This window comes from Actinomycetospora lutea (assembly GCF_028737205.1).
In the GTDB taxonomy this organism is placed as follows: Bacteria; Actinomycetota; Actinomycetes; order Mycobacteriales; family Pseudonocardiaceae; genus Actinomycetospora; species Actinomycetospora lutea.
Genome location: NZ_JAQZAL010000003.1, coordinates 275,067 through 287,533, shown reverse-complemented (window position 1 = coordinate 287,533; position 12,467 = coordinate 275,067). Strand labels below are relative to the sequence as shown.

15 protein-coding genes are annotated in these 12,467 nt (G+C 74.5%); 5 read left to right on the top strand and 10 right to left on the bottom strand.

What is annotated here, in order from left to right:
- Window positions 1-13: 13 nt before the first annotated feature.
- Window positions 14-652: an RdgB/HAM1 family non-canonical purine NTP pyrophosphatase gene (gene rdgB / locus PHK61_RS05615; protein ID WP_420791354.1), complete on the bottom strand. Its 639-nt coding sequence runs from the start codon at window positions 650-652 to the stop codon at window positions 14-16.
- Window positions 652-1,395, bottom strand: coding sequence for a ribonuclease PH (rph, locus tag PHK61_RS05610; RefSeq protein ID WP_274279971.1), 744 nt, complete (start codon window positions 1,393-1,395; stop codon window positions 652-654). The genes rdgB and rph overlap by 1 nt, the downstream gene beginning before the upstream one ends.
- A 60-nt stretch (window positions 1,396-1,455) precedes the next feature.
- Here rph and PHK61_RS05605 point away from each other — a divergent pair, with 60 nt between their 5' ends.
- Entirely contained in the window at window positions 1,456-2,883 is a 1,428-nt protein-coding gene (locus PHK61_RS05605) for a DHA2 family efflux MFS transporter permease subunit (RefSeq protein WP_274279970.1), read from the top strand.
- Here the strand turns inward: PHK61_RS05605 and PHK61_RS05600 are convergent.
- The 7 genes from PHK61_RS05600 to clpS form a co-directional block, all read right to left on the bottom strand.
- Complete coding sequence (locus PHK61_RS05600) at window positions 2,880-3,638, bottom strand: MBL fold metallo-hydrolase (RefSeq protein ID WP_274279969.1); 759 nt, start codon at window positions 3,636-3,638, stop codon at window positions 2,880-2,882. The genes PHK61_RS05605 and PHK61_RS05600 overlap by 4 nt on opposite strands.
- An 85-nt stretch (window positions 3,639-3,723) precedes the next feature.
- Window positions 3,724-4,362: a rhomboid family intramembrane serine protease gene (locus PHK61_RS05595; RefSeq protein ID WP_274279968.1), complete on the bottom strand. Its 639-nt coding sequence runs from the start codon at window positions 4,360-4,362 to the stop codon at window positions 3,724-3,726.
- A 123-nt stretch (window positions 4,363-4,485) separates the two neighbouring features.
- Window positions 4,486-5,436 carry a PLP-dependent cysteine synthase family protein gene (locus PHK61_RS05590; RefSeq protein WP_274279967.1) on the bottom strand — a complete coding sequence of 317 codons (951 nt, stop codon included), beginning with the start codon at window positions 5,434-5,436 and terminating at the stop codon, window positions 4,486-4,488.
- A gap of 12 nt (window positions 5,437-5,448) precedes the next feature.
- A complete protein-coding gene (locus tag PHK61_RS05585) occupies window positions 5,449-5,724 on the bottom strand; it encodes a MoaD/ThiS family protein (RefSeq protein WP_274279966.1) in 276 nt (91 codons plus the stop codon).
- 117 nt (window positions 5,725-5,841) lie between these two features.
- Window positions 5,842-6,324, bottom strand: coding sequence for a M67 family metallopeptidase (locus tag PHK61_RS05580; protein WP_274279965.1), 483 nt, complete (start codon window positions 6,322-6,324; stop codon window positions 5,842-5,844).
- A gap of 45 nt (window positions 6,325-6,369) precedes the next feature.
- A complete protein-coding gene (locus tag PHK61_RS05575) occupies window positions 6,370-6,927 on the bottom strand; it encodes a DUF2017 domain-containing protein (RefSeq protein WP_274279964.1) in 558 nt (185 codons plus the stop codon).
- 19 nt (window positions 6,928-6,946) lie between these two features.
- On the bottom strand, window positions 6,947-7,261 hold the full coding sequence (gene clpS, locus PHK61_RS05570; protein ID WP_274279963.1) for an ATP-dependent Clp protease adapter ClpS: 315 nt from the start codon (window positions 7,259-7,261) through the stop codon (window positions 6,947-6,949).
- Window positions 7,262-7,268: 7 nt separating this feature from the next.
- Between clpS and PHK61_RS05565 the strand changes: the two genes are divergently transcribed.
- Genes PHK61_RS05565 through PHK61_RS05555 form a run of 3 tightly spaced genes read left to right on the top strand, consistent with a single transcriptional unit; the run spans window position 7,269 to window position 11,304 of the window.
- Entirely contained in the window at window positions 7,269-8,585 is a 1,317-nt protein-coding gene (locus PHK61_RS05565; protein WP_274279962.1) for a nicotinate phosphoribosyltransferase, read from the top strand.
- A 27-nt stretch (window positions 8,586-8,612) separates the two neighbouring features.
- Complete coding sequence (locus PHK61_RS05560; RefSeq protein ID WP_274279961.1) at window positions 8,613-9,188, top strand: isochorismatase family protein; 576 nt, start codon at window positions 8,613-8,615, stop codon at window positions 9,186-9,188.
- Window positions 9,189-9,231: 43 nt separating this feature from the next.
- Complete coding sequence (locus tag PHK61_RS05555) at window positions 9,232-11,304, top strand: ATP-dependent DNA helicase (RefSeq protein ID WP_420791353.1); 2,073 nt, start codon at window positions 9,232-9,234, stop codon at window positions 11,302-11,304.
- A gap of 16 nt (window positions 11,305-11,320) precedes the next feature.
- Here PHK61_RS05555 and PHK61_RS05550 read toward each other — a convergent pair whose 3' ends face one another.
- Window positions 11,321-12,121, bottom strand: a complete 801-nt coding sequence (locus PHK61_RS05550; RefSeq protein ID WP_274279960.1) for a MerR family transcriptional regulator — start codon at window positions 12,119-12,121, stop codon at window positions 11,321-11,323.
- Window positions 12,122-12,169: 48 nt separating this feature from the next.
- Between PHK61_RS05550 and PHK61_RS05545 the strand changes: the two genes are divergently transcribed.
- The gene (locus PHK61_RS05545; protein ID WP_274279959.1) at window positions 12,170-12,460 is read left to right on the top strand and encodes a nuclear transport factor 2 family protein; all 291 of its coding nucleotides are present in this window, start codon (window positions 12,170-12,172) and stop codon (window positions 12,458-12,460) included.
- Window positions 12,461-12,467 lie beyond the last annotated feature (7 nt).

Below are 12,467 nucleotides of genomic sequence, written 5' to 3'. Positions count from 1 at the left end.
TAGGGGAGCCGGATCATCGGACGAGCTCGGTGAGCCTCGGGATCAGCGCCCGCAGCGCGCGCGACCGGTGGGAGACCGCGTCCTTCTCGTCCGGAGCCATCTCCGCCGACGTGCGCGACTCGCCCTCGGGCACGAACGCCGGGTCGTAGCCGAAGCCGTTGGTGCCACGCGGGAGGCGGATGAGGCGCCCGGGCCAGCGCTCGACCACGACGATCTCGCGCCCGTCGGGCTGCGCGGCCGCGGCGGCGCAGACGAACGCCGCGCCGCGGCGCTCCTCGGGGACGTCGGCCATCTGGTCGAGGACGAGCGCGAGGTTGGCAGCGTCGCGCTCGACGCGCGTGCCGCTGCGGCCCGACCAGCGCGCCGAGAGCACCCCCGGCATCCCGTTCAGCGCGTCGACGGCGAGCCCCGAGTCGTCGGCCACGGCGAGCAGCCCGGTGGCCCGCGCCGCGTCGCGGGCCTTGGCCAGGGCGTTCTCCTCGAACGTCGCGCCGGTCTCGGGCGCCTCGGGGAACTCGGGCACGTCGTCGAGCCCGACCACCTCGAGCCCCTGCGAGGACGTCAGCCGACGGAGCTCCGCGAGCTTCGCGTCGTTCCTCGTCGCCAGCAGCACCGTCACGGGGGCAGACGCAGCGGAACGGGGCTCGACCATCAGGACAACTCCCCCGGGTACGGCTCGGCGAGGGCGGCGGCCTGCAGCTCGGTGAGGCGCGCGCACCCGGCCAGGGCGTTGTCGAGCATCGCGTCGAGGGTGGCGCGGGTGTAGGTCGCGCCCTCGCCCGTGCCCTGGATCTCGACGAGCGTGCCGGTGTCGGTGGCCACGACGTTCATGTCCACCTCGGCGCGCGAGTCCTCCTCGTAGGGCAGGTCGAGGCGCACGCGGCCGTCGACGACGCCCACGGACACCGCCGCGATCGAGCACGACAGCGGCTGCGGGTCGGCGAGTCGCTTGTGGTGGCGCAACCACGTGACGGCGTCCGCGAGGGCGACGTAGGCGCCCGTGATCGCGGCGGTGCGGGTGCCGCCGTCGGCCTGGAGCACGTCGCAGTCGAGCTGGATGGTGTTCTCGCCGAGCGCGCGCAGGTCGATCGCGGCGCGCAGCGCGCGGCCGACGAGGCGGCTGATCTCGTGGGTGCGCCCGCCGACGCGGCCCTTGACCGACTCGCGGTCGCTGCGCGTGTGCGTCGCCGACGGGAGCATCGCGTACTCCGCGGTGAGCCAGCCCAGGCCGCTGCCCTGGCGCCAGCGCGGCACGCCCTCGGTGACGCTGGCCGCGCACAGGACCGTCGTCTGCCCGAAGGAGACGAGCACCGACCCGGCGGGGTGCTGCTGGAACCCGCGCTGGATGGTGATCTCGCGGAGCTCGTCGTCCGCCCTGCCGTCGCTGCGTGCCACGGGCGCCCACCCTAGGAGCCACCCGGCACCCCGGCCGCCGTCGGGCTAGCTTGGACGGTCGTGCGTACTGTGCCTGCCGGGGGCCGGACCGGGCTCGTGCTGTTCGCGAGCTGCCTGGCGCAGTTCATGGTCGTGCTCGACGTCTCGATCGTGAACGTGGCGCTGCCCTCCATGCGCGACGCGCTCGGGTTCGACGCCGAGGGTCTCGCCTGGGTGATCAACGCCTACACGCTCGCGTTCGCGGGCTTCCTGCTGCTCGGGGGCCGGGCCGCGGACCTCTTCGGGCGCCGGCGCGTGTTCCTCGTGGGGCTCGGGCTCTTCGGGCTCGCGAGCCTCATCGGGGGCCTCGCCAACCACCCCGCGCTGCTGCTCGCGGCCCGCGCCGTGCAGGGCCTGGGCGGGGCGGTCCTCTCCCCCGCCTCGCTGGCGATCCTGCAGACGACCTACCCCGAGGGCGCGGCGCGCTCGCGGGCGTTCGGGTGGTGGGCCGCGATGGGCGGGATCGGCGGCGCCGCGGGCGGGCTCGCCGGCGGCGTGCTGGTCGGCCTGCTGAGCTGGCGCTGGATCTTCCTGGTCAACGTGCCGGTGGTGGCGGTGACCGCGGTGCTGACACTCGCCGTCGTCCGCGAGACGCGCGACGAGAGCCGTCCCCGCCTCGACGTCGCGGGCGCGGTGCTGGTGACGTCCGGCCTGGTCGCGCTGGTCTACGGCGTGGTGTCGCTGGAGTCCGAGCCGTGGGTGTCGCTGTCCGTGCTGGGCGCGACGGCCGTGGCGGCGGTGCTGCTGACCGCGTTCGTGCTCACCCAGCTGCGCAGCCGCCGACCGCTCGTGCCGCTGTCGGTGTTCCGCATCCGCTCGGTGTCGACCGCCAACGTCGTCATCCTGCTCATCACGTCGGCGATGTTCTCAATGTGGTTCTTCGTCTCGCTGCACATGCAGGACGTGCTGGGCTTCGACGCGCTCACCGCGGGGCTCGCGTTCCTGCCGCAGTCGTTCTCGGTGGTGATCGGCTCGCAGATCTCGTCGCGGCTGCTGCCGCGCGTCGGGCCCCGGGCCGTGCTCGTCGGGGGCGGCACGGCCACCGCGGCGGGCTTCGCCTGGTTCGCGTTCCTCACCCCGACGACGAGCTGGGCCGCCGGCGTCCTCGGGCCCGGCATCGCGGTGACCCTCGGCATCGGTCTCGTCTTCCCGGCGGTGACGACCGCGGCGACGACCGGGGTCCCTGGCGGGCTCGCGGGCCTGGTCAGCGGCCTGGTCACGACGTCGCGGCAGATCGGCGGCGCGGTGGGGCTCTCGGTGCTCTCGACGCTCGCGGCGGCGCACACCGCGGCGCTCGTGGCCGCGGGCACGGCGGCCCCGGTCGCGCAGACGGCGGGCACGACGCGCGCGTTCGCCGTCTCGGCCGTGGTGGTCGCGGCGGCGGTGGTGGTCGCGCTGTTCGTGCCGGCCCCGCGGCGCGTCGAGGACCAGGAACCCGCCCGCGTCTAGATCGTGTAGCGGCCGTCGGGGACGACGAGCTCGGCGGGGCCGGAGAACTCCTCGCGGGCCTCGGCGAGCAGCGCCCCGGCGTCCGCCCAGGCCGGCACGTGCGTGAGGAGCAGCCGCCGGACACCGGCGTCGCGGGCGGTCCGCCCGGCCTGGCGGCCGGAGAGGTGGACGCCGGGCGGGCGCTCCGGGCCGTCGCTCCACGTCGATTCGCAGAGCAGCACGTCGGCGCCGCGCGCGAGCTCGGTCAGCGCGCGGCACGGCCCGGTGTCGCCGGAGTAGACGAGCGAGCGCCCCTCGTACTCGAGGCGGATGCCGTAGGCCTCGCAGGGGTGGTCGACCGGCGCGCTGGTGAGCGCGACGGGGCCGACCGCGGCCGGGCCCTGGGCGAAGGGGCGGTGGGAGAAGACGTCGGTGAGGTCGGTGGCCACGCGCTCGTCGGACGAGGGCGCGTACGCCACGGCCAGGCGCACCTCGGACTCGGTCGGCCCGTGCAGCGGCACGACCTTGCCGGGCCCGTCGGGGTGGTAGCGCCGGTGGACGATCAGCCCGGAGACGTCGGCGCAGTGGTCGGGGTGCAGGTGCGAGAGGACCAGCGCGTCCAGGTCGAACGGGTCCAGGTGGCGCTGGAGCGCCCCGAACGCCCCGTTGCCGAGGTCGAGCACCAGGGACGTGTCGCCCGCGCGCACGAGATAGCCCGAGGCCGGGGAGTGCGGGCCGGCGCCGCTGCCGGAGCACCCCAGGACGATCAGTTCCACGCGCGCACCCTACGGGCCCGACCTCTCCGTTCGCACAGGACCAGCACGACCTCACAAGTCACAGAACGAACACGATGTCCAGGGCTCAGGGGATGGCGGGCGTCCCGGACGGGCCGGCGCGCCGGCGGTCGGCCGCCACGGTGATCCGGGCGGCGAGCACCCCGCCGATCGCGCCGCAGAGGTGGGCCTGCCAGGAGATGCCGGGGTTGCTCGGCAGGACGCCGAGCAGCAGGCCGCCGTAGATCAGGAACAGGACCACGGCCACGACGATCTGCGCCGCGGAGCGCGCGAAGAAGCCGCGGACCAGCAGGAACGCGAACCAGCCGAAGATGATGCCCGACGCGCCGATCGTGGACCCGGGGCTGCCGATCAGCCAGGTGCCGACGCCGCTGACGATCCAGATGACGGCCGTGACCGCGATGAACTGGCCGAGCCCGCCCGCGAGCACGAGGAACCCGAACACCAGCAGGGGCACGGTGTTGCTCGCCAGGTGCTCGAAGCCGCCGTGCAGCATCGGCGCCCAGAGGATGCCGCCGAGCCCCTCGATGCTGCGCGGGACGATGCCGTCGTCGTCGAGGCCCTGCGGCGGGTCGAGCGCGACGACGACCGTGCGGTCGGCCAGCTCGACGAGCCAGAGCAGCGCCACGATCCCGACCATGAGGATCGCCGCGCGCAGGGGACGCTCGGGCAGGATGCGGGGTGACGGTCGCACCGGGCTGGTCACGCCCCCGACACTACGGTCGCCCGCGCCGGATCCCTGTGGGTTCCGACCCCGGAGTTCGCCGGGGTCGGCGACCCCCGGACATCGCGCCGCACGCGGCGCCGGCAGGCGGCAGGCCACGCGACGCTAAGCCCAGAGCTGGCCCTCCAGCGCCTCGGCGGCCTCCTCGAGCGTGCCCGAGTAGGCGCCGGTGGACAGGTACTTCCACCCGCCGTCGCACACCACCATGACGATGTCGGCCTCGTCGTCGGCGCCCGCGGCCTTCTCGGCCTGGGCGAGCGCGGCGTGCAGGATGCCGCCGGTGGAGATGCCCGCGAAGATGCCTTCCTGCTCCACGAGCTGACGGGTGCGGCGCAGCGCGTCGTAGGCGCCGACGGAGTACCGGCCGGTGAGCACGTCGGGGTCGTAGAGCTCGGGCACGAAGCCCTCGGCGATGTTGCGCAGGCCGTACACCAGCTCGCCGTAGCGCGGCTCCGCGGCGATGATCTGGCAGTCCGGCTTGTGCTCGCGCAGGTAGCGCCCGGTGCCGACGAGCGTGCCGGTGGTGCCCAGGCCCGCGACGAAGTGGGTGATCGTCGGCATGTCCCGCAGGATCTCCGGGCCGGTGCCCTCGTAGTGCGCGAGGGCGTTGGCCGGGTTGCCGTACTGGTAGAGCATCACCCAGTCGGTGTGCTGCGCGGCGATCTCCTTGGCCGTCGCCACGGCCTGGTTCGAGCCGCCCGCGGCCGGCGAGAAGATGATCCGCGCGCCGTACATCTCGAGCAGCTGGCGCCGCTCCGCCGAGGTGTTCTCCGGCATGACGCAGACCAGCTCGTAGCCCTTGAGCTTGGCCGCCATCGCGAGCGAGATGCCGGTGTTGCCCGAGGTCGGCTCGAGGATCGTGCAGCCGGGGGTGAGCCGGCCGTCGGCCTCGGCGGCCTCGATCATGCGCAGTGCAGGCCGGTCCTTGATCGACCCGGTCGGGTTGCGGTCCTCGAGCTTCGCCCACAGCCGCACGTGCGGCGCCGGCGAGAAGGACGGCAGGCCGACCATGGGCGTGTCGCCCAGGGCGTGGATCAGGGAGTCGTACCGGGTCATCGGCTCAGGTGCTCAGCGCCCGCCGGCCACGGCCGGCAGGATCGTCACGGTGCCGCCGTCGGGCACCTGCGCGTCGAGGCCGCCGCTGAAGCGCACGTCCTCGTCGTTGACGTACACGTTGACGAACCGGTGCAGCGCGCCGTCGGTGACCAGCCGGTCCTTGATGCCGGGGTGGTTGGCCTCGAGGTCGGTGATGACCTCCTGGAGCGTCGAGCCCTCGGCCTTGACCTGCTTCTCCCCACCGGTGTGGGTGCGCAGGATGGTCGGGATCGAGACGGTGGCGGACACGGATTCCCTCCGGTGCGTGGTGTGTGGAACGTGCTGCGGGTACTGCGACGAACAGCGTGCCACGGGGGCGCGGCATTCCGTGACCCGTCGGACGACGGGGCGGGCCGGCCCGGGCGGTCAGGAGCCGGCGTGGTCCGGGACGTCGGCCTTGTCCGGGACGTCGGGAGTGCCGGTGTGGGCGAACATGTAGTTCTCCACCACCTGCACCTCCTCCTCGGTGACCTCGCCGTCGAGGATGCGGTAGGACCGCAGCTCGTGCCGCTCGGGGTCGCTGGTGCCGACGAGCACGTAGTGCGCGAACGGCTCCTGCGCGAGCGAGATGTCGGTGCGCGACGGGTAGGGCTCGGTCGCGGTGTGGGAGTGGTAGACGACGACGGGGATCTCGTCGTTCGCGTCCATCTCCTTGTAGACCTTCAGCTGCTCCATCGAGTCGAAGCGGTAGAAGGTCGGCGAGCGCTCGGCGTTCTCCATCGGGACGAAGCGCTCCGGGCGGTCGGAGCCGTCGTCGGGGCCGGCGAGGATGCCGCAGGCCTCGTCGGGATGGTCCCGACGGGCGTGCGCGACCATCTGCTCGACGAGGTCGGCCCGGATCACCAGCACACCGCCAGGATACGTGGCGCGCGACGGCTCAGCCCGTCAGCGTCGTCACCCCGTCAAGGTGGTCACGAGGGAGTCCTGCAGCCACGTCAACCAGTGGTAGACGGGCAGGTGGTCGGCGCGGGGGTCGTCGGCGGGGAGCTGCTCGGGCATGTCCTCGGTCACCTCGAGCGCGACACCCAGGGCCAGGCGCACGTCGTTGACCGCCGCCAGCCACTCCTCGGCCTGCGCCGGCGCGAGCTCGACCCGGCCGCCGCCGGCCGGGCAGGTGGCGAGGACGGTGGCGATCGCGTCCAGCTTGGCCTCGATGAGCTCGGGTTCGTTCACCGAGCGCATGGCCGCGGACAGCTCGCCGGCGTCCTCCTCGCCCGACGAGGCGAAGTCGGGCAGCAGGCGGGCCAGCACCGGGTCGTCGGGCGGCGTGGACGGGCCGGTGCGGATGCCGGTGATGGCCGCGAGCTCGTCCTCGGGCGCCGCCTCGTTGCGGCCGGTGAGCATCTGCTCGACCTGGCCCATCAGGCCGCGCAGCACCGACGCCTCGGGGCGTTCGAGCACCGCGACGTAGCGGACGCGCTCGCCGCGCCCCTGCCTCTTCCACGGCTTCAACGGGGAGCCTTCACCCGCGCTAGCCCGCCCGCTGCATCGTCGCCCAGAGCCCCGCCGCGTGCAGGCGCGAGACGTCGCCCTCGACCTTCTCGCGGCTGCCCGACGAGACCGTCGCCCGGCCCTTGTGGTGCACGTCGAGCATCAGCGCGGTGGCTTTGGCCTTGTCGTAGCCGAAGAGCTTCTGGAACACGTAGGTCACGTAGGACATGAGGTTGACCGGGTCGTTCCAGACGATGGTCTGCCACGGGGTGTCGGCGAGGGTCGCCTCGTCGACCTCCGCTTCGGTCCGCTCGTCGACCTCGGGCTCGGCCGGGGCGGACAGGACGACCTCCATGGGGTCCATGGTGCCACCTAGGGTGGTCGCCGTGACGTTCCCGGGGCCGAGCACAGCGCTCCTCACCGACCAGTACGAGCTCACGATGCTCGACGCCGCCCTCGCCGACGGCACGGCGCAGCGCCGGTGCACCTTCGAGGTGTTCGCGCGCAGCCTGCCCCACGGCCGCCGGTACGGCGTGGTCGCGGGCGTGCCGCGGCTGCTCGACGCGATCACGCGGTTCACGTTCGACGAGGCCGAGGTCGCCGTGCTGCGCGACGCCGGCGCGGTGAGCGACCGGGCGGCCGAGTTCCTCACCGGGCACCGCTTCGCCGGCGACGTCAGCGGCTATCCCGAGGGCGAGCTGTACTTCCCGGGCTCGCCGGTGCTGTCGGTGACCGGGACGTTCGCCGAGTGCGTGCTGCTCGAGACCCTCGCGCTCTCGGTGCTCAACCACGACTGCGCGATCGCCTCCGCGGCCGCGCGCATGACCACGGCCGCGAACGGCCGCCCGCTGATCGAGATGGGCTCGCGGCGCACGCACGAGGAGGCCGCGGTCGCGTCGGCGCGCGCGGCGTACCTCGCCGGGTTCCACGCCACGTCGAACCTCGAGGCGCACCGCCGCTTCGGGGTGCCGACCACGGGCACCAGCGCCCACGCCTTCACCCTGCTGCACGACTCCGAGGCCGACGCGTTCCGGGCGCAGATCGAGGCGCTCGGGCCGGGCACGACGCTGCTCGTCGACACCTACGACATCACCCAGGGCATCGCCACCGCGATCGAGGTGGCGGGACCCGAGCTCGGCGCGGTGCGGATCGACTCGGGCGACCTCGGCGTCATGGCCCAGCGCGCCCGCGCCCAGCTCGACTCGCTGGGCGCGACGAGGACGCGCGTGGTGATCTCCGGCGACCTCGACGAGCACTCGATCGCCTCGCTGCGCGCGGAGCCCGTCGACGCCTACGGGGTGGGCACCTCGGTCGTGACCGGGTCCGGCGCCCCGACGGCGGGGATGGTCTACAAGCTCGTCGAGGTCGACGGGCGCCCGGTGGCCAAGCGCAGCTCGTCGAAGGAGTCGCGCGGCGGTGCGAAGTCCGCGCTGCGCCGGCACAAACCCACCGGGACCGCGGTCGAGGAGGTCGTGCACCGGCTCGACGCCGACGTCGAGATCGGCGAGCACGACCGCGTCGTCCCCGTCCCGCTGCTGGTCAAGGGCGACCCGGCCGGCGAGCTGCCGACGCTCGACGAGTCCCGCGAGCACCTGCGCCGCGGCCTCGTCGCCGTGCCCTGGGAAGGCCTCAAGCTCTCGCGCGGCGAACCCGCCGTCCCGACGACCTTCGTCCTCTGAGCCCCGCCCGCTCGTAGGCTCGGGCCCATGACGACCGCACTCATCGTCGTGGACGTGCAGCTCGACTTCTGCGAGGGCGGCTCGATGGGCGTCGACGGCGGCGCGGCGACGGCGTCGGCGATCAGCGCCTTCCTGGGGCGGTCGGCGGACCGGTACGCCCACGTCGTCGCGAGCCGCGACTACCACGAGGACCCGGGCGGCCACTTCTCCTCGACCCCCGACTTCGTCGACACCTGGCCGCCGCACTGCCGCCTCGGCCACCCGGGGGCCGCGTTCCACCCCGACCTCGACGTCCACCGCCTCGAGGAGGTGTTCAGCAAGGGCCGGTTCGAGGCCGCCTACTCGGCCTTCGAGGGCCACGCCACCGACGGGCACCGGCTCGCCCCGTGGCTGCGCGACCGCGGCGTCGACGCCGTGGAGATCGTCGGCATCGCCACCGACCACTGCGTGCGGGCCACCGCGCTCGACGCCGTCCGCGCAGGCTTCGCGACGACCGTGCACCTCGACCTCACCGCCGGCGTCCTGCCCGAGACCACCGCCCGGGCGCGGGCCGAGATGGCCGGGGCCGGCGTCACGCTCACCGGCGCTCCGCGACCCGCGTGAGCCGACAGGGAACCGATCGGGCCGCTCCGTAGTCTGAACCGTCGTGGGAGACGCGAGCACGGACACGATCACCGGGCCACCCCCGGTGGCCGCGCTGCTCGCGGCGGCGGTCTCGGCGCTGGGCGGCAGCGAGCGCGAGGGCCAGCAGCGGATGGCCGCCGCGGTGGAACGCGCGCTGCGCACGGGCGAGCACCTGGCGGTGCAGGCCGGCACGGGCACGGGCAAGTCGCTGGCGTACCTGATCCCCGCGGTGCGCCACGCGCTGGAGGGCGAGCAGGCGGTCATCGTGGCGACGGCGACCATCGCGCTGCAGACCCAGCTGGTCGACCGCGACCTCCCCCGCCTGACCAAGGCCCTCGAGCCCGAGCTCGGCCGGGAGCCGACCTTCGCGATCCTCAAGGGCCGCGCCAACTACCTGTGCCGCCACAAGATCTCCAGCAGCGCCCAGGCCGAGGACCCCGTCGACGAGCAGCTCTTCGACCCGTTCCAGGTCTCGGCGCTGGGCCGGCAGGTCACTCGGCTGCACGAGTGGGCCGAGAAGACCACCACCGGTGACCGCGACGAGCTCGTGCCCGGGGTCCCCGACCGGGCGTGGCGGCAGGTGTCGGTGTCCGCGCGGGAGTGCCTCGGGGCCGCGCGCTGCCCGGTCGCCGAGGACTGCTTCTCCGAGCACGCCCGCCACGCCGCGGGCGCCGCGGACATCGTCGTCACCAACCACGCGATGCTCGCGATCGACGCCATCGAGGGCCGCGCGGTGCTGCCCGACCACGACGTCGTCGTCGTGGACGAGGCCCACAACCTCGTCGACCGCGTGACGTCGGTGGCCACCGGCGAGCTCACGGCGGCCACGGTCACCGCCGCCGCGCGCCGCTGCGGCAAGCTCGTCGACCAGGGGCTCTCCGACGCGCTGCTCGACGCGGGCGAGGGTCTCGGGACGGTGCTGGAGGACGTCGTGCCGGGCCGGTGGGAGCGCCTGCCCGAGCCCGTCGGGCGGATGCTCGCGTCGATCCGCGACCGCGCGTGGGCGTGCCGCCAGGCGCTGGGCCCCGACCGCGAGAGGAGCAGGGACGAATCAGGGGAGCACGCCGATAGGGCGACGTCGCGGAGGTTCGCGCTCGCGCTCGTCGAGGAGGTCCACGACGTCGCCGGGCGCCTGCTCACCGCCTTCGACCGCGAGGACCCGGCGACCCGCCCCGACGTGGTGTGGTGCAGCGATCGCGAGGTCGGGTCGACCACCGTGCGGGCGCTGCACGTCGCGCCGCTGTCGGTGGCCGGGCTGCTCGCCTCGCGGCTCTTCGGCCGGTCCACGGTGGTGCTGACCTCGGCGACCCTCGCGCTCGGCGGCTCGTTCGACGCGCTGGCCCGGCAGTGGGGGCTGCCCGCGGGCGGCTCCGAGCCCGCTCCCCCCGACGACGGGTCCGGGCACGGCAACGACCCGGCGACCAACCTCGTGTGGCACGGCCTCGACGTGGGCTCGCCGTTCGCGCACGGGAAGGCCGGCATCCTCTACGTCGCCCGCCACCTGCCCCCGCCCGGGCGCGACGGCCTCGCCCCCGCGGTGCTCGACGAGATCGAGGGCCTGGTGCGCGCGGCCGGCGGGCGGGCGCTGGGCCTGTTCTCGTCGATGCGGGCGGCCAAGCAGGCGGCCGAGGACCTGCGCGGGCGCTGGGACGGCACCGTGCTCTGCCAGGGCGACGACTCGACGGGCACGCTGGTCACGAAGTTCGCCGCCGACGTGGAGAGCGTGCTGTTCGGCACCCTGTCGCTGTGGCAGGGCGTGGACGTGCCCGGCGAGTCGCTGCAGCTGGTCATGATCGACCGCATCCCGTTCCCGCGCCCGGACGACCCGCTCGTCTCGGCCCGCCAGCGCGCCGTCGACGCCCGCGGCGGCAACGGGTTCCTGACGGTGTCGGCGACGCACGCCGCGCTGCTGCTCGCCCAGGGCGCGGGGCGCCTGCTGCGCGGCACCGGCGACCGCGGGGTCGTCGCCCTGCTCGACTCGCGCGTGGCCACCAAGCAGTACGGCGGCTTCCTGCGCAGCTCGCTGCCGCCGTTCTGGACGACGCAGGACCCGGCCGTCGTGCGGGGCGCGCTGGAGCGGCTGCGGGGCGCCTAGATCGTGTGTGGCCGGGCTACGTCGTGCGGAACACCGGCCGGCCGATCTCGGTGCGCCAGCCGGCCGGGTCGTCGGTGTCGCGCGGGCCGACGAGGTAGGTCTCCTGCACCGGGCCGTCGACGCCCACGGCGTGCGCCACGAGGTGGGCGCCGAGCTCGCCGTAGGTGACGTCGATGTCGTGGTGCGGGCCGAGGTGCACCGCGACGGCGAGCTCGCGCGCGGGCAGCGTCAGCGGGCGGACGCGCCCGGCGGTCGGCGGCGACGCCGTGGGGACGTACACGACGGCCCGCCCGCGCCCGCCGGTGAACAGGGCGTCGTCGTAGAGGCCGCCGGGCGGGCCCGACGCGACGACACCCGCGGCGTCGATCTCCGCCATCGCCCGGCCGTACCAGGTCTCGGCCTGCTCGCCCTCCACGTCGGCGACCACGGCCGCGACGGTGCGCTCGGGCTCGGTGCGCCGCACGACGGGCGTCGGGGGCCGGTCGGGGTCGAGGAGGCGGCGCAGCGCCCCCACGGCGTCGCGGGTGGCGGCGAGCTGGTCCTCGAGCCGGCGCAGGTGCCCGGCGAGCAGGGCGTGGCGCTCGTCGACGTCGGTGGTGGCGACGAGCTCGGCGACCTCGGCCACCGGCAGGTCGAGCGCCCGGAAGCGGCGGATGACCTGGGCCGTCGCGACCTGGTCGGCGGTGTAGTAGCGGTAGCCGGTGTCCGGGTCGACCGTGGCCGGCGCCAGCAGGCCGGCCTCGTGGTAGCGGCGCAGGGTGCGCACCGAGAGGTGGCTCACCCGCGCGAACTCGCCGATCGTCATGCGTCCGGTCACGCAGGACAGCCTGGACCCTCTCCCCGGGAGAGGGTCCACGGTGCCGGTATGGACACCATCGAGCGCTACTTCGCCCTGGCCGCCGCGGACGACGTGGAGGCCTTCGTCGCCCAGTTCACCGACGACGCCGTGGTCGTCGACGACGGGCACCGCCGGGACGACCTGCGGGCCTGGCGCCGCGACACCCCGGACGTGACCTACACCATCGACCACGTCGAGGGGACGCACGCGGACGTCACGATCGCCGGCGACTTCCCCGGCAGCCCCGTCGGCCTGCACGTCGCGTTCGGGCTCGCCGACGACGGACGCATCGCGCGCCTCGACATCGGCCCGCGGTGAATCACCG